General features: G+C 73.6%; 7 protein-coding genes. 4 read left to right on the forward strand and 3 right to left on the reverse strand.

The features are described from left to right. From AB0J64_RS21740 to AB0J64_RS21750, 3 genes are read left to right on the forward strand one after another with little or no spacing between them, the layout of a single operon-like run. Positions 1-1479, forward strand: coding sequence for a condensation domain-containing protein (locus AB0J64_RS21740; protein ID WP_364029366.1), 1479 nt, complete (start codon positions 1-3; stop codon positions 1477-1479). Further along, positions 1476-7661 (forward strand): amino acid adenylation domain-containing protein, encoded by a 6186-nt coding sequence (locus tag AB0J64_RS21745; protein WP_364029368.1) that lies wholly within the window; start codon positions 1476-1478, stop codon positions 7659-7661. Before AB0J64_RS21740 ends, AB0J64_RS21745 begins: the two co-directional genes overlap by 4 nt. Then, entirely contained in the window at positions 7658-13129 is a 5472-nt protein-coding gene (locus AB0J64_RS21750; protein ID WP_364029370.1) for an amino acid adenylation domain-containing protein, read from the forward strand. Before AB0J64_RS21745 ends, AB0J64_RS21750 begins: the two co-directional genes overlap by 4 nt. Positions 13130-13139: 10 nt before the next feature. Here AB0J64_RS21750 and AB0J64_RS21755 read toward each other — a convergent pair whose 3' ends face one another. From AB0J64_RS21755 to AB0J64_RS21765, 3 genes are read right to left on the reverse strand one after another with little or no spacing between them, the layout of a single operon-like run. Further along, on the reverse strand, positions 13140-14243 hold the full coding sequence (locus AB0J64_RS21755) for a 2-oxo acid dehydrogenase subunit E2 (protein WP_364029372.1): 1104 nt from the start codon (positions 14241-14243) through the stop codon (positions 13140-13142). Then, the gene (locus AB0J64_RS21760; RefSeq protein WP_364029374.1) at positions 14236-15249 is read right to left on the reverse strand and encodes an alpha-ketoacid dehydrogenase subunit beta; all 1014 of its coding nucleotides are present in this window, start codon (positions 15247-15249) and stop codon (positions 14236-14238) included. The genes AB0J64_RS21755 and AB0J64_RS21760 overlap by 8 nt, the downstream gene beginning before the upstream one ends. Continuing rightward, a complete protein-coding gene (locus AB0J64_RS21765; RefSeq protein WP_364029376.1) occupies positions 15246-16127 on the reverse strand; it encodes a thiamine pyrophosphate-dependent dehydrogenase E1 component subunit alpha in 882 nt (293 codons plus the stop codon). Before AB0J64_RS21765 ends, AB0J64_RS21760 begins: the two co-directional genes overlap by 4 nt. A gap of 178 nt (positions 16128-16305) precedes the next feature. On the opposite strand from AB0J64_RS21765, the gene AB0J64_RS21770 reads away from it, so the two are divergent. Continuing rightward, the gene (locus AB0J64_RS21770) at positions 16306-17115 is read left to right on the forward strand and encodes an SHOCT domain-containing protein (protein WP_364029378.1); all 810 of its coding nucleotides are present in this window, start codon (positions 16306-16308) and stop codon (positions 17113-17115) included. Positions 17116-17209: the final 94 nt, after the last annotated feature.

A 17209-nucleotide genomic window follows, 5' to 3' on the forward strand; every position in this document is an offset into this window, starting at 1 on the left:
ATGGTCCTGGCATCGCAGGCCCAGCACGGCATGTGGATCACCGAGGTGATGCACGGCACCGGCACGGCCTACCACATGCCGTTCGCCATGTGGTTCGACGGCCCGCTGGACCGGGGGGCGATGCTGAAGGCGTGCGAGTCGGTGCTCGCCCGCCACCCCGTGCTGGGGTGCGCGTTCGAGGACCGCGACGGCGAGCTGCACCTGGTGCCCGCCGCGGACCGGCCGCCGGTCGAGTTCGTGCGAGCGGCGGACCCGGAGGCGCTGATCCGCGAGGAGATCGCCCGCCCGTTCGACCTGGCGCGGGGGCCGCTGGCCCGGTTCACGCTGGCGGAGGTGGCGCCGTCGCGGCATCTGCTGCTGTTCGTGGGGCACCATCTGGTGTTCGACGGGGAGTCGAAGGATCTGCTGGTGCGCGACCTGGCGGCGGCGTACTCCGGTGGGCCGCTGCCGCCGCTGCCCATGCCGTACGGCGGGGCCGCCTCAATCCCGCCCGAGGCCGAGGCGTACTGGCGCGAGCGCTGGCGGGACCTGCCGTCGGTGGTGGTCGGCGGCGTGGCCAGGACGGCGCGGACGGCCGGCCACGCCGAGACGGTCCTGCTCGACCTGACGGCCGAGATGGCCGGGTGGGAGCGGGCCGGGGTCACACGGTTCGAGCTGTTCCTGGCGGCCGTGCACGCCCTGCTCTTCCGGTACGGCAACGCCGAGGCGGCGGTCGCCGTTGCCATGTCGACCAGACGGCAGGAGAGCAGGGAGCACATCGGCCTGTTCGCCACCGAGCTGCCCGTCTACTCCGCGCCCACGCCCGGCACCACGCTGGCGGAGCTGGCCCACGGCCTGCGGGCCCAGCTACGCGAGCTGAACCGCTTCCGCGACGTCCCCGCGGCCAGGGCGGCGGGCGGCATCAGGCCGCGCCCGGCGCTGGCGCCCGTGTCGATCAGCTTCCGGCGGCGCGCCGCCGACGCGCCCTTTCCCGGGCTGGCGATGGCCGCCGAGTGGAAGATGTCGAACCACATGGTCAGGAACGTGCTCCACCTGCAGGCCGTGGACGGCGACGACGGGCTCCTGCTCACCCTGCACCACAGCCCGGACATCATCGAGCGCGAGCTCGTGGAGCTGACCGGGGAGCACCTGCGCGCCGTGCTGGCCGCCGACCCGGGTCTCAGGCTCGCCGACCTGCCTCTCCCCGTCACAGCGCCGGTGCCCGCACCGCCGGTCGAGGCGCCCGTACCGCACGCGGAGACGGAAGCCCTCGACGGCGAGCTGGTCGAGGAAGTGCGGCGGATCTGGATGGAGGTCCTGCGGATCGACGACATCGCCCCCGACGAGGACCTGTACGACCTCGGCGGCCACTCGCTGACGATCACCCAGATCAGCGCGCGGATCAGGAAACGGCTCGGCGTCGAGGTGCCGTTCGACGTGTTCCTCGACGATCCCACGGTCAGCGGCGTGGCCGCGGCGGTGAGCGAGCTGCGCGCATGATCTCCCTCGGCCAGGAGCGGCTCTGGTTCCTGCACCGGCTCGACCCGGCCGACCCCGCCTACCGGGTCGCCGTGGTGCGCCGGATCCGCGGCCCGCTCGACGTGGACGCGCTCACCGGCGCGTTCGCCGACGTGGTGGCGCGGCACGAGTCGCTGCGCACCCGCTTCCCCGACGACGACGGCCGGCCGGTCGCCGTGGTCGACCCGCCGGGGCCCGTGGCGGTCGAGCGGGTCGGCCTGGACACGCCGGAGGAGGCCGAGCGGCTGCTCGAGGAGCGCGCGAACACCCCCTTCGAGCTGGGCTCGGCACCGCCGCTGCGCGTCACGCTGGTCCGGCTCGCGCCCGGGGACCACGTGCTGGGCGTGGTGCTGCACCACATCATCGGCGACGGCTGGTCGCTGAACGTGCTCATGGACGATCTCGCCACGTGCTACGCCGCCCGCAGGGACGGCACGCGGGCCGCACTGCCGGAGCTGACGACCAGCTACGGCGAGTACGCCGACGCGCAGCGGGCCGCCGACGTCGACGTGTCCTACTGGACGGCCAGGCTGGACGGGGCCGCGCCGCTGGAGCTGCCGGTGGACCGGCCGCGCCCGGCCCGGCGGGGCAGCGCGGGCGGTGAGGCCTGGTTCGACCTCGACCCCGGGCTGGCCGGCTCGCTGCGGCGGCTGGCCAGGGCGGAGCGGTGCACGCTGTTCATGGTGCTGCTGGCCGCCTACCAGGCGCTGCTGGCGCGGCACACGGGCCAGGACGACATCGTGGTCGGCTCGCCCACGGCCGGGCGCGACCGGCCAGAGCTGGAGCCGATGGTCGGGCTGTTCGCCTCCACGCTGGTGCTCAGGGGAGACCTGTCGGGCGACCCCCCGTTCACCGAACTGCTGCGGCGCACCCGCCGTACCGTGCTGGAGGCGATGGCGCACGGCGAGACGCCGATCGAGCGGGTGCTGTCGGCGCTCGACATCGAGCGCGACCTCAGCCGCACGCCGCTCTTCCAGACCATGTTCGGCCTGCACAACGCGGCGGTCGGGTACGGCGAGGCCGCGACGTTCGCGGGGCTGGAGAGCGTGCCCTTTCCGCACGGTGTGCCGCCCGCGATGGTGGACCTGCGGGTGGACCTGTGGCCGGACGGCGAACGCGAGGGCGGCGAACGCGGGGGCGGCGGCCTGCGCGGCGCGTTCGTCTACAGCGCCGAGCTGTTCTCGCCGCCGACGGCCGAGCGCTTCGCGGCCCGCTACCGCACACTGCTGGAGTCCGTCGCCCGCCGTCCCGATGCGCGGCTGTCCGAGCTGGAGCTGCTGCCCGCCGGCGAGCGGCGGCTCCTGGACGCCTGGAACGACACCGCCATGGAGGTGCCGTCCGGCACGGTCGTGGACCTGTTCCTGCGGCAGGCGGAGCTGCGGCCGGACGCCGTGGCGGTGGAGTCCGGCACCTCCGTGCGCACCTATGGGGAGGTGGCCGCCCGGGCCCGCCTGGTCGCCGGGGAGCTCCGGGCGCGAGGGGCGGGGGCCGGGTCGGTGGTGGCGGTGTGCCTGGCGCGGTCGGCCGACCTGCCGGGGTCGCTGCTGGGCGTGATGATGGCGGGGGCCGCGTACCTGCCGGTGGACCCGGCGCTGCCGGGCGGGCGCGTCGCGGCCATGCTCGCGCAGGCGGGGGTACGGGTCGCGCTGGCCGGCCCCTCAGCGCCCCTGCCGGCGCACGTCGAACGGATCGAACCGGCCGCCCACGCCAAACACGACGGGACGGCGGCGATCGAACCGGCCGCCCACGCCGTACACGACGGGACGGCGGCGATCGAACCGGCCGCCCACGCCGTACATGACGGGACGGCGGCGAAGGCCGGCGCTCCGGCCTACGTGCTCCACACCTCGGGCTCCACCGGCACGCCCAAGGGGGTGGCGGTGCCGCACTCCGCGCTGGTCAACCTGCTGGCCGGGATGGAGCGGCTACTGGGATCGGGGCCCGGGGACGTGTGGCTGGGGAGCACGGCGCTGTCGTTCGACATCGCCGGGCTGGAGCTGTATCTGCCTTTGGTGACGGGCGGGCGGCTGGTGCTGGCCGACGACGCCACCGTACGCGACGGGACCGCGCTGGCCCGGCTGATCGCCGCCACCGGAGTCACCCACGTGCAGGCCACGCCGTCGGGGTGGAGCATGCTGCTGTCCGGCGGGCTGGACCCGTCCGGGCTGGTGGCCCTGGCCGGGGGCGAGGCGCTGCCGCTCGCGCTGGCCAGGAGGCTGCGCAGGCGGGTGCGGCGGCTGCTCAACATGTACGGGCCGACGGAGACCACGATCTGGTCCACGGCCTGGGAGGTCCCCGCGTCGCCCGACCGGGTCGGCATCGGGCGTCCGCTCGCGAACACCACGGTGCGGGTGCTCGACCGGCACGGCTCGCCCGCGCCGATCGGCGTTCCCGGGGAGCTGGTCATCGGCGGGGCGGGGCTGGCGCTCGGCTATCTGCGCTCGCCCGGGGAGCCGCCGGACCGGTTCGCGGACGGGTGGTACCGGACGGGTGACCGGGTGCGGTGGCTGGGCGACGGGACGCTGGAGTTCCTGGGGCGGGGCGACGGCCAGGTCAAGGTGCGGGGGCACCGGGTCGAGCTGGGCGAGATCGAGACCACGCTGGAGCGCCACCCGGGCGTGCGCCGGGCCGCCGTGGTGGTGCGGGGCGACGACCTCGTGGCTTACGTGGTGCCCGACTCCGGTGAGAGCGGGTCCCCCGGCGACCTGCTGGAGCGGGCCGCCGAGTGGCTGCCGCCGTACATGATCCCGTCGGTGGTCGTGCCGCTCGAGGCGCTGCCGCTGACCCCGAACGGCAAGGTGGACCGGCGGGCGCTGCCGGAGCCGGCGCGCCCGGCGGCGGGCCGGGGCGGGGCTCCCCTCACCGCCAGGGAGCGGCAGGTGGCGCGGGTCTTCGCCGAGGTGCTCGGCACCGGCGAGCTCGGCGCGGACGACGACTTCTTCGCGCTCGGCGGCCACTCGCTGCTGGCCACCCGGGTCATCGCCCGGCTGGCGGCGGCGGGGACGGCGGCGCCGCTGCGTGAGCTGTTCGCGCATCCGACGGTGGCCGGATTCGCCGCGACGCTGGAGGACCTGGCGGGCGGGCAGGGCAGCCCCCTCGTGCCCCGTCCTGCCGGGACGCTGCCGCCGCTCTCGCCCGCCCAGGAACGCCTCTGGTTCCTGCACCGGCTGGATCCCTCCGATGCCTCCTACAACATGTACATCGTGCGCAGGCTCCAGGGACCCCTGGACGTGGCGGCTCTGGAGCGGGCGCTGACCGGCCTGGTCGCCAGGCACGAGTCGCTGCGGACCCGGTTCCCCGAGGTGGACGGGCGGCCGGTGGCCGTCGTCGAGCGGCCCGCGCCCGTCAGGGTCGAGCGGCTGGACGCCGGGGACGAGGCCGAGGCCCGCGCCCTGGTCGCCGCCCGCACGAACGCCGCCCTGGACCTGGCCGCCGCGCCTCCGTTGCGCGTCACGCTGGTCCGGCTCACACCCGAGGACCACGTACTCTGCGTGGTCCTCCACCACATCGTGGCCGACGGCTGGTCGATCACCGTGTTCCTGGACGATCTGGCCGCCCTGTACGACTCGGCCGAGCTGCCGCCGCTGGCCGTGCAGCATGGGGACGTCGCCGGATGGCAGCGGGAGCAGGACCGGAGCGCGGCGCTCGACTACTGGCGGGCGCGGCTCGCCGACCCGCCCACGCTGGACCTGCACACGGACCGGCCGCATCGCCCGGGAGGGACGCGGGGCGACTTCCAGGTGATGGAGGTGCCGGGCGACCTGCTCGCGGCGCTGGAGAAGACCGCGCGCGGGCATCGGGTGACGCTGTTCATGGTGCTGCTGGCGGCGTACCAGATTCTGCTGTCCCGGCACACCGGGCAGGACGACGTGCTGGTCGGGTCGCCGACGGCGGGCCGGGACCGGGTGGAGCTGGAGCCGCTCATCGGCTACCTCAGCACCACGCTGGTGCTGCGCGGCGACCTGTCGGGTGATCCCACGGTGGAGGAGCTGCTGGGCAGGACGCGCGGGACGGTCCTGGAGGCGATGGCTCATCACGATGTGCCGTTCGAGCAGCTGCTGGCCGAGCTGGACGTCGAGCGGGACCTGTCGAGGAAGCCGATGTTCCAGACCCTGTTCACCCTGAACAGCCAGACCGCCGACGGCGAGCGCGACCGCCTCGGCCCGGTGCGGATGTCGTTCTTCGACGACGGGTACCGGCAGGCCAAGTTCGACCTGACCGTGGAGGCGTGGCGCTCGCCCGGGCGGTTGCGGGTGGCGTTCGGGTACGACGCGGGGCTGTTCGACGCGGAGACGGTGGCGGAGCTGGCGGAGCGGTTCGTGGTCGTGCTGCGGGGGGTGGCCGAGGAGGGGAACCGGCGGGTGCCGCTGTCGCGCCTGCCGGTGCTCACGCCGTCCGACGAGGCCCTGCTCGCGTCGATCGAGCGTCCCGTCACCGGTCCCGTGGTGGGGGGCACCGTGCTCGGGCTGGTCGCCGAGTCCGTGGCCGCGCACCCCGGCGAGGTGGCCGTGAGCTGCGGTGACGAGGCCGTGACGTACGCGGAGCTGGAACGGCGGGTCGCGCGGCTGGCCGCGGACCTGGTGGAGCGGGGCACGCGCGCGGGGGACCTGGTCGGGCTCCGGGCGGGCCGCTCGATCGACGCGGTGGTGGCCATGCTGGCGATCTGGCGGGCAGGGGCCGCGTACGTGCCGCTGGACCCCGGGTACCCGCCGGAGCGCCTGCGCGCCATGTCCGCCGGAACGTCCTTCACCGTCACGGGCGGGCCGGAGATCGAGCCCGGCGAGCGGGCCGGGACAGGCCAGGGACTGGCCTATGTGATCTACACCTCGGGCTCGACCGGCACCCCCAAGGGCGTCGCCATCGAGCACGCCGGGCTGGCCGAGCGGGTCAGGTGGATGCGCACCGCGTACGGCCTGCGCCCCGGCGACCGCGTCGTCCAGCTCGCGTCCCTCAGCTTCGACACCCACGCCGAGGAGATCTACCCGGCGCTGGCCGCGGGCGCCACGGTCGAGCTGCTGCCGGGCGGCGGCGCCACCCTGCCCGACCTCCTCGCCCGCCGGCCCGGCATCACCGTGCTCGACCTGCCCACCGCGTACTTCCACCAGCTGGTCGACCTGATCGACGAGATCGCCTGGCCGGAACGGCTCCGGCTGGTGATCCTCGGCGGCGAGCAGGTCCGTGGGGAGGCGGTGGCGCGCTGGCGTGAGCGCTTCGGCGACCGGGTGCGCCTGGTCAACACGTACGGCCCCACGGAGGCGACGATCATCGCCACGGCGGCCGAGCTGACTGATGGAGACCCGCACCCCCCGATCGGCCGCCCGGTGCCGGCGACCCCGCTCAAGATCCTCGACCGGCACGGTTCGCCCACACCTCCTGGAGCCGGCGGCGAGCTGTACATCGGCGGTCCGGGTGTGGCCCGCGGCTACCTCAACGCGCCCGGCACGCCTTTCGTCACCCTGGCGGACGGCCGCTACTTCCGCACGGGCGACCGGGTGCGGCTGCGGCGCGACGGCCAGGTGGAGTTCCTCGGCCGCCTGGACGCCCAGGTGAAGGTGCGCGGTTTCCGCGTCGAACCGGGCGAGATCGAGCACTGCCTGCTCACGCATCCCGACGTCCGCCAGGCGGCCGTGCTCGCCCGGGACGGCGCCCTGGTGGCCTACGTCGTCCCGCGCTCCCCCGACGGCCCGCCGCCCGCCGCCCTCGGGGCCCACCTGGCGCGTTCGCTGCCGCCGTACCTGCTTCCCGCGCACTGGGTGATGCTGGACGCGCTCCCCCTCACCCGCAACGGCAAGCTCGACCGGGCCGCGCTGCCCGAGCCGGACGGCCCCGTGGGCGGCGACGACACGCCGCCGCGGACCGACGCCGAGGAGCTGGTCGCCGATGTCTGGGCGGAGGTGCTCGGCGCCGACAAGATCGGCGCGTTCGACGACTTCTTCGCCCTCGGCGGTCACTCGTTGCTGGCCATCAGGGTGGCCGCCAGGTTGCGCGCCCTCGCGGGCGTGGACCTGCCGATCCGCACGCTCTTCGAGCGCCGGACCGTCGAGTCGCTGGCGCAGGCCGTCGAGGAGGCGCTGGTGGCGGAGGTGGCGGCGCTCTCCGACGAGCAGGCCAGGAGCCTGCTGGATCCGCGAGCTCATGGTCGAGACGAGGTGAGGGGCTCATGACCGAGCTGAGCCAGGCCCAGCGGGCGCTGCTGACGCAGCGGCTCCGCAGGCGCGACAGGCCGCGGCCGACCATCCCCGCGCTGCCCGCCCACCAGCCCCCGCCCCTTTCGTACGCGCAGGAGCGGCTCTGGTTCATGGAGCAGTACGCGCCCGGGAACGCCGCGTACACGATCCCGCTGGTGCGGCGGGTGCGCGGCCCGCTCCAGGCCGACCGGCTTCACGCGGCCCTTCGCAGGGTGTGCGAGCGGCACCAGCCGCTGCGCACCCGCTTCCCTGAAGGCGCGGACGGGCAGCTGGACGTGCTGGTGCCGGAGGAGGCCGACGTCCCGCTCACCGTCGCGGAGGCCGGGTCGGCGCAGGCGGCCAGGGAGCTGGTGGGGCCGTTCCTGGCGGAGCCGTTCGACCTGGCCTCGGGGCCGGTCATCAGGGCGCTGCTGGTACGGCTCGCGCCCGACGACCACGTGCTGGCCCTGGCCGTCCACCACATCGCGGCCGACGGCTGGTCCGCGAACATCCTGCTGCGCGAGCTCCTGTCGTTCTGCACCGGCGGGACGGCCCCGGACCTGCCCGTGACGTACGGGGACTTCGCGGCCTGGCAGCGCGCGCGTCCTGAGGGCGACGTGGACTACTGGCGGGAGCGGCTGGCCGGGCTGGAGCCCCTGGAGCTGCCGACCGACGCGCCACGGCCGCCGGAGCTGACCTACGCCGGCGCGGCCCACCGCTTCCAGATCGCCCCCGAACTGGCCGAGCGGCTCGACCGGCTGGGGCGTGAGCACGGCGCGACGCCGTACATGGTGCTGCTGGCGGCCTTCGCGGTGCTGCTCGGACGGTACGCGGGGCAGGACGACGTGGCGATCGGCTCGCCGGTGGCCGGGCGGTCGCTGCCCGAGCTGGACCACCTGGTGGGGTGCTTCGTCAACATGCTGGCGATGCGGGTGGATCTGTCCGGGGATCCGACGTTCGCTGAGCTGCTGTGCCGGGTGCGCGACCTGACCACGGACGCGTACACGCATCAGGAGGTGCCGTTCGAGCGGCTCGTCCAGGAGCTGAACGTGGCGCGGGAGCCGTCCAGGTCGCCGGTGTTCCAGGTCATCCTGGCCATGCAGAACTACGGCGGCGAGCCGGAGCCCGGACCGCTGACGCTCGAGGGGTTCGAGCCGGGGGTGTGGGCGACGCGGTTCGACCTGGAGCTCTACACCGGGGGCGGCGGGTCGTTCCTGTTCGTGTACAACACCGCGCTGTTCTCCGGCGAGCGGATCGAGCGGATGGCCGGGCACCTGGTCACCCTGCTGGAGGGCGTGGCGGCCGATCCTGCGGCGCCGGTGTCGGGGCTGGAGCTGCTGACGCCGCGGGAGCGGGAGGAGCGGCGCCGCTGGAACGACACCGCCGTCGATCTCGGGCCGCCCGGCCTGCTCCACGAGCCCGTCATGGCGGGCGCGCCCCCGGAGGCCGTCGCCGTCCGGCATCCCGGCGGCGAGATCACCTACGGCGAGCTGCGCCGCCGGGTGCGGGCGCTCGCCGCCGAGCTGCGGGCGGCCGGGGCCGGGCCGGGGCGGCTGGTCGCCGTGGTGATGGAGCGGGGCTGGGAGCAGGTCGTCGCGGTGCTGGCGATCAACCTGGCCGGGGCCGCGTACCTGCCGATCGACGCCGACCTGCCCGACCAGCGGCGCTTCGAGCTGATCGAGCGCGGCGAATGCGCGCTCGCCGTCACCCAGCCCTGGCTGGACCTCGCCTGGCCGTCCGGCGTGACCCGCTTCACGGTCGCCGAGGGCGACGCGCCGGCGTCCGGCTGCCCGGCCGGGCCCGGCGACCTCGCGTATGTGATCTTCACGTCCGGCTCCACCGGCACCCCCAAGGGCGTGGTGATCGAGCACCGGGCCGCCCTGAACACCGTCCGCGACCTCAACCACCGCTTCCACGTCGGCCCCGCCGACCGCTTCCTCGCCCTGTCGGCGCTCAGCTTCGACCTGTCCGTGTACGACGTCTACGGCGCCCTGGCCGTCGGAGCCACCCTCGTCATGGGCGAACCGGCGGCCGACAAGGACCCGGCAGCCTGGGCCCGCCTGGTGGCGGAGGAGCGCGTCACCGTCTGGAACTCCGTGCCGGCCCTCATGGAGCTCCTGGTGGACCACGCCGAGCACGAAGGCACCGACCTCGGCTCCCTGCGCCTGGTCCTGCTCTCGGGCGACTGGATCCCGCTCACGCTCCCCGACCGCATCCGCGCCCTGGCCCCGGACGCGCAGGTCATCAGCCTGGGCGGGGCGACCGAGGGCTCGATCTGGTCCATCTTCCACCCGATCGGCGAGGTGGACCCGTCCTGGACCTCCATCCCGTACGGGCGCCCCCTCGCGAACCAGACCTTCCACATCCTCGGCCCCGGCCTGCGCGACGTCCCGGTGGGCGTGCCCGGCGACCTGTACATCGGCGGCGCGGGCGTCGCCACCGGCTACTGGCGCGACCCCGAGCGCACGGCCGCCTCCTTCGTCACCCGCCCGGGCACGGGCGAGCGCCTCTACCGCACCGGCGACCTCGGCCGGTACGCCGCCGACGGCGTCATCGAGTTCCTCGGCCGGGCGGACGCCCAGGTCAAGATCCGCGGCTACCGGATCGAGCTGGGCGAGATCGAGACCCACCTCGCCCGCCACCCCGACGTGGCCGAGTGCGTGGTCACCACCGACGGGGAGGGCACGCGGGCGCAGCTCGTCGCGTACGTGGTCACGCCCCGCCTGGATCCCGTACGCCTGCGCGCCCACCTGGCCGAGACGCTGCCCGCGTACATGATCCCCACCCGCTTCGTCGCCCTCGGCCGGCTCCCCCTGACGCCCAACGGCAAGGTGGACCGCCGCCGCCTGCCCGCCCCCTCCGCCTCGCCCGAGCAGGCCGGGGCTCGCACCCCGCCTCAGACCGACACCGAGCGCCTGGTCAGCGCCGTCTGGGCGGAGGTGCTGGACCGGTCGGACCTCGGCATCGACGACGACTTCTTCGACATCGGCGGGCACTCGCTGCTGGCCATCAAGGTCGTGGCGCGGCTGCGCAGGCAGCTGTCGTCGCCGGTGGCGGTGGTGGACCTGTTCAAGCATCCGACGGTGCGCCGGCTGGCCGCGTTCACCGACGGCGGGGCCGCCACCGGACCGCGCGGTCTGCTGCACGAGCTGACGCCGCGCCGCCCGCGTGCCGACCTCACCTACGTGTGCGTCCCGTACGGCGGGGGCTCGGCCGTCGCCTACCAGCCGCTGGCCGACGCGCTGCCCGGCACGCACGCGCTCTGGGCGGTGGCCATCCCCGGCCACGACGTGGGGCTGGAGGAGGAGCGGCTGCCCCTGGAGGAGGTGGCCGACCGGTGCGTGCGCGAGATCCTGGAGAAGGTACGGGGTCCGCTCGCGCTGTACGGGCACTGCGGCGTCGGGTCGGCGCTGACGGTCGCGATCGCACGGCGGCTGGAGGCGGCCGGGCGGCGGCTCGAAGCGGTCTACATCGGGGCGATCTTCCCGTTCGCCCGGCCGGGGAACCGGGCGCTGGCGGCGCTGTCCCGGCTGGCCCGGCGCGATTACCTGCGCAGCGACCGCAGCTACGCCAACTGGCTGACGTCGATGGGGCTCGACATGAGCGAGCTCGATCCCGGGCAGGCTCGGCACATCATCAGGAACATGCGCGAGGACACCGAGGCCGCCGAGGAGTACTTCACCGGGCTGTTCGAGGGCGCCGTGACACCGTTGCGGGCGCCGATCGTCAGCGTGGCGGGCGAGCGGGATCCGGCGACGGACTACTTCGAGGAGCGCTACCGTGAGTGGCACTTCCTGAGCCCGACGGCCGCGGTGGTGGAGCTGGACGAGGCCGGGCACTTCTTCCTGAAGTACCGGGCGCGGGAGCTGGCCGAGATCGTGACCCGCGCCCACCTCGCGCTGGACTCGGGCGCGGCCGTGTCGGGGCCGAACTGGCGGCTGCGTGAGGTCTCCCGCATCAACCGCCCTGACGCGGCCCCGGCCTCCACCCCCGTGCCCACACCGACTTCAGCCCTGGCCTCCGCCACGGGGTCCACGGCGGCCCCACTCCTGACCCCAGGCCCGGCCCCGTCCGCCGGACCGGGCGAAGAGCCGGGCGGGGGGCCAGGCGGGGAGCAGGGCAGGGGGCCGGGTGGAGGGCTGCGGCCGAGTATGCGGCGGTTCCTGGCCGTCGCCGGGGGCCAGCTGGTCTCGATCATGGGGTCGGCGCTGACCGAGTTCGCCATCCCCATCTGGATCTATCTCACCACGGGCTCCCTCGCCCAGTTCGCCCTGCTCGCCGTCCTCGGGCTGGTCCCCGGCATGGTGGCCGCCCCGCTGGCGGGTGCCGTCGTGGACCGGAGCGACCGCCGTACCGTCATGCTCTGCGGTGACTTCGCCGCGCTCGGCACGCAGCTCCTGCTCGGCGTGCTGCTGTGGACGGGCAACCTGCAGACCTGGCACGTCTACCCGCTGCTCGCGCTGCTGTCCGTGGCACTCACGTTCCAGCGGCTCGCGTACGCCTCCTCGGTGCCGCAGCTCGTCCCGAAGCGGCACCTCGGGCACGCGAACGGCATCGTGCAGATGGCCGGAGGGGTGAGCCAGCTCGTCGTGCCGCTGGCGGCCGCCGGGCTGATGGCCGTCATCGGGCTGGAGGGCATCCTGGTCCTCGACGTGGTCAGCTACGTGTTCGCGATCGCCGTGACGTGGCTGGTGCGCTTCCCTGCGGCCATGGCGTGGCGGCGCAAGGAGCCGGTCATGACGGAGCTGGTCGCCGGGTTCCGGTACTCGTGGGGGCAGCTCGGGTTCCGCCGGATGCTGCTGTTCTTCGCGGTCCTGAACGTGTTCCTGTCACCGCTCTTCCTGATGATCTCGCCGCTCGTGCTGTCGTTCGCCGGGGTGCCGGACGTGGGGCGGATCTCGTTCCTGTCCGGGCTCGGCGTGCTGGTCGGCGGCCTGGCGATGACGGTGTGGGGCGGGCCTGGGCGCGGGCGGATGCGGGCGGTGCTCTGGTGCACACTCGCGCTGGCCGCGTTCTGCCTGGTGACCGGGTTGCGGGCGGATCTGGTGACGATCGGGCTCGGAGCCTTCGGGATGTCGCTGTGGGTGACGCTGCTCAACGGCATCTACGCCACGATCGTGCAGGTGAAGGTGCCGCAGCGCTTCCACGGCCGGGTGTTCGCGCTCAACACGCTGATCGCCTGGTCGACGCTGCCGCTGGGGTTCGGGCTCGTGGCGCCGTACGGGGCGGCGGTCCTCGACCCGCTGCTCGCCCCCGGCGGGCCGCTCGCCTCCACCGTGGGAACGCTGATCGGGACCGGGGAGGGGCGCGGCGTGGGGCTGATGTACGTGCTCTTCGCGGTCGCCATGGCGGTGCTGGCCGTCGTCGCGCTGCGCTCGCGCCTGCCGTCGCTGGTGGACGACGGCACCGACGCCGCCCCCGACGACCTGGTCGGCCTACAGGCCCTCGAACAGCGCCATCTCTAGGGGGCCATCTCTAGGAGGCCGTCTCCAGGGCTTCTTTGAGCGCCTGGAGGAACAGGACGGCGTCCCTGCCGTTGACCAGCCGGTGATCGTAGGCGAGGCCGACGACCGCCACCGTGCGCTCGCCCTCCCGCTGCGGCGAGGTGAGCGCGAGGGCGCACGCCTGCCCCGGGAAGACGATGGGGACGGCCATGACGATGTCGGGGTCGTGGTGCAGGGTGACGACGATGTTCCCGCCGTCGAGCTGCTCCTGTCTGAAGCCGCCGTGCTGGGCCGACTTGCGGAACCCGGCCAGTTCTCCCGCGATCTCCTCGACGGTCTTGCGGTGCGCGTCCTTGATGACCGGTACGTACAGGCCGGTGCCGAGGTCGATCGTGACCGCCACGTGCGGGCTGTCGGGGACGGCGGCCGTGCTCTCGTCCAGCAGCGTCGCGAAGCAGAGGGGGAAGTCCTCGTGCAGGCGGGCGACGGCGGCGATGAGGAGGTCGGGGAGTCCGACGAGCTTGCGCAGGCGTCTGGTGAGCTCGCGGGCGGCGGTCGTGGCCCGGCCCACGTCGACCTTGATGGCGGCATAGGCGGCCGGGATCGTCCGGTGGGACAGGCTCACGGTCCTGCCCACGGCCCGCTGGTTGCCGCTCAACGCGCGCAGACTCGTACCGGACGGCCCTTCGCCTGCGGCGGTGGCGCCTGCGCGCGGTACAGGTGCTTGGACGGTGGGCGGGTCCGATGTCCCGAGGCGTTCGACGTCCGCCCGCCGCACCACCTTCACGGGCAGGGCGCGTACCCGCGCGGCGTCGATGCCGAGCTCGTCGATGAGCGCCTGCGCGGGCGCCGTGATCAACGGCACGCCGGAGGCCGGTGCGGGTGGGCTCGCGACCGCGTCGTGGGCGGCGGCGACGCGAGCGATCGGCTGGCCGGGGGCGCAGTCGGAGCCCGCAGAAACGAGGTGGGTCAGGACGCCGTCGTGCTCGCTGACCAGCTCCTCCACCGTCTTGGACGTCTCCACCGACGCCACGACCTCGTCCCTGCGCACCCGCGCGCCGTCCGCCACCGCCCATTCGAGCAGCACGTACGCCTCGTCGTTGGTGTTCAGCTTCGGCACCCGGATCTCAGCCATCGAGGCCCTCCAGCACGGCGCGGCAGATCGTGGAGTCCTGCACCAGGACGTCGCGCTCCAGGTGGGCGGCCGTGGGGATCACGCTGTCGGCCGAGTTGACCAGCTTGACCGGGCGGCGCAACCGTCCCCAGAGCCGGGTGTGCAGGTCGGCGGCCACGTGGCCGCCCCAGGTGCCGCCCGCGCTGCCGTCCTCGGCCACGCACACGAGCGGCGCCCGCCCCAGGACGGGCAGCAGCGCCGCCGGGTCGAAGGGGTACAGGCGCGAGGGGACCATCAGCACCCCGGCCAGGTCGTGGTCGAGCAGCAGGGAGCGCATGGCGGCCAGCGCCCGGTGCGCGACCCCGCCCGGGACGATCAGCACGTAGTCGAGGTCCTCCGAGGGGATCTCCAGGGCGCCGGAGCCGCCCGAGTCGAGGCGGACCACCGCCACGTCGTCCGCGAGGTCCCACCGGAACGGCTCGTCCACCTCGTACATGCGCCGCGTGTAGAGGACCTTGTCCTCGAACAGCAGGCACGGCTCCCCCAGCGCCAGCATGCGGTCGAGCACGGACCGGTTGTCGTGGAAGGGCGACATCTCGAACAGCGACAGGCCCGGGATCCCGATGAAGTGCTTCTGCGGGCTCTGGCTGTGGGTCGGCCCGTAGCCGCGGTGCCCGCCGGACGGGCAGCGGATCACCAGCGGCAGCGGCACCCGGGCGCCGTACATGGTGACGGACTTGCTGGCGAAGTTGAGTATCTGGTCGAAGGCGAGCGCCGCGAAGTCGGCGAACATGATCTCGACGACCGCCTTGCCGCCTGCCAGCGCCAGGCCCGAGGCGGCGCCGACGACGGCGCCCTCGCTGAGCGGGGTGGTGAGCACGCGGTCGGGGAACCGGGTCGACAGGCCCTTGGTGATCTTGAATGCGCCGCCGTAGGGGTCGAGGAGGTCCTCGCCCAGGACGTACACGGAGGGGTCGTCCTCCAGGAGGCCGTGCAGGGCGCGGTTGAGGTTCTCGCCGACCCTCACGCGGCGGTCCAGACTGCCGGCGGGCGGGCCGCGACCTCGGCGGCGATCCGGTCGATCCGGGCCCGGGCCTCCGCCTCGATCCTGGCGGACTGTACGGGGTGCGCGGCCTGGTAGGCGGCGTACCAGTCGACGCGGGGGAAGTCCGGCGGCCGGGTGTCGTCGCCCTTGCTGTGGGGGCCGAGCCGGTGGGTGGCGTACTCCACCACCAGCGGGCGCGACTCCTGCCTGACCCGCTCGACGAGGGGGGCGAGCTCGGCGCGGATGACGGAGATATCCGAAATATCCACCCGGTGGTGCTCGACTCCGAACGCCCCCGCCCGCCCCTCGACCGTGCCCGCCATCTGCAGCGCCGTCGGCGTGGACTGGGCGATGCCGTTGTGCTCGACCACCACCAGCAGCGGGAGCCGCCAGAGCTGGGCCAGGTTGAGCGCCTCGTACACGGCGCCCTCGCCCCACGTGCCGTCGCCGATGTGGACGCAGGCCAGCGCGCCCGGCTCGTGGCGCTTCAGCCGCAACGCCACCCCGGCAGCCACGGGCATGCTCTGGCCCTGCACGCCGGTGGACAGGTAGCGGTCGCGCTTCAGGTGCTGGCTGCCGCCCACGCCGTCGCAGACTGCGCCCTTCCTGCCCATGATCTCGGCGAGCAGCCCTTCCGGGTCCTCGAACCTGGCCAGGTAGTGGCCGTGGCCGCGGTGGTTGCTGAACACCCAGTCGCTCTCACGCAGGAGCGTCCTCAGGGAGACGGGGACGTACTCCTGGCCGAGGCAGGTGTGCGTGGTGCCGTTGAGCTCGCCCTGCTCGAAGAGCGCGAGCAGCTTCAGCTCGAAGAACCGGATCAGCAGTAACAGTGCCAGGTCGTCGTCAGAGAGTCTGTTCATTGGCCTCTCTAGCACCAGAAGAACCTCCAGAAAGGCTAACAACCCCCGCATTTCCCGTCCAGGGTCGGCGCCGCGCAACCCCGCCGTACGACGTTCTTCGCCAAACGGATTCCGAGCCGAGATCACGTGTCGTTACTCTGACATCGCGATCCGCCGCCCAGATGACTGGAGCAAGCCGATGTTCGGGCGTTATCTGAAGTCGCAACTGCTCGTCTTGCTCTGCGGCGGGCTGGTCGGGCCGATTTTCCTGGTCGTGTATTTCGCGCTCGACCCGGTGAGCCGCGAATACGTCCAGTGGATGCTCTACGTCGGGCTGCTGGTCACGGTTGCCGACGTGCTGGTCGCGCTGGCTCTGGCCAGGTCCGGCGCGAAGTCGGCCGCCAAGGCCGCCGCCCTCGAGCGGCACGGAGTGCTGACGCTCGCCCAGATCACGGGCATGTCGGAGACCGGCACCAGGATCAACGACCAGCCGCTGCTCAGGCTTGGCCTGCTCATCGCGGGACCGGGGTTCGCGTTCGACAAGGAGGACCGTGTGCTCGCCAGTGTGACGCGGATGGGCAACTTCACCGCGCGCAAGCTCGTCGTCCTCGTCGATCCGGCCACGCATGAGCACCTGATCGACTGGGACCGGAGCGCTCTCGTGAACGGGCTGGTGCCGGCGCGGTTCACCCTGGCCGAGGACGACCAGACCTACGACCTGAGCGGGCAGGCGGGCCCGCTGATGGAGATCCTGCAGATCCTCAAGGCCGGGAACGTTCCGTTGAAGGGGATGGTGGACCTGCGCTCCGATCCGGAGCTGCGGCAGCAGATCCAGGACGTGGTGCGCCGGGCCGCCGATCGGCCGCCGGCTGACGCCGCGCCGGAGTTCACACCGCCCGAGCGCTCCACCGCCCAGCGTCTGGAGGAACTGCAGGCGCTCCGCGGGACCGGGGCGATCACGGACGACGAGTACGCCGCCAAGCGGCAGCAGATCATCTCCGAGCTCTGAGCTTGAGGTTTAACCTTTGAGCTGCACATTTGCCGCGATCGGCAACAGAGGTGATTGATCCGACATAGCGGATTGTGTCCTCTGTGATACGGCG

The sequence above is a fragment of the Nonomuraea sp. NPDC049695 genome (genome assembly GCF_040674955.1).
GTDB classification, from domain to species: domain Bacteria; phylum Actinomycetota; class Actinomycetes; order Streptosporangiales; family Streptosporangiaceae; genus Nonomuraea; species Nonomuraea helvata.

Excerpts from the sequence above, each read along its gene's own strand:
- AB0J64_RS21740 (WP_364029366.1), top strand. The coding sequence starts at position 1 with ATGGTCCTGGCATCGCAGGCCCAGCACGGCATGTGGATCACCGAGGTG.
- AB0J64_RS21745 (WP_364029368.1), top strand. The coding sequence starts at position 1,476 with ATGATCTCCCTCGGCCAGGAGCGGCTCTGGTTCCTGCACCGGCTCGAC.
- AB0J64_RS21750 (WP_364029370.1), top strand. The coding sequence starts at position 7,658 with ATGACCGAGCTGAGCCAGGCCCAGCGGGCGCTGCTGACGCAGCGGCTC.
- AB0J64_RS21755 (WP_364029372.1), bottom strand. The coding sequence starts at position 14,243 with ATGGCTGAGATCCGGGTGCCGAAGCTGAACACCAACGACGAGGCGTAC.
- AB0J64_RS21765 (WP_364029376.1), bottom strand. The coding sequence starts at position 16,127 with ATGAACAGACTCTCTGACGACGACCTGGCACTGTTACTGCTGATCCGG.
- AB0J64_RS21770 (WP_364029378.1), top strand. The coding sequence starts at position 16,306 with ATGTTCGGGCGTTATCTGAAGTCGCAACTGCTCGTCTTGCTCTGCGGC.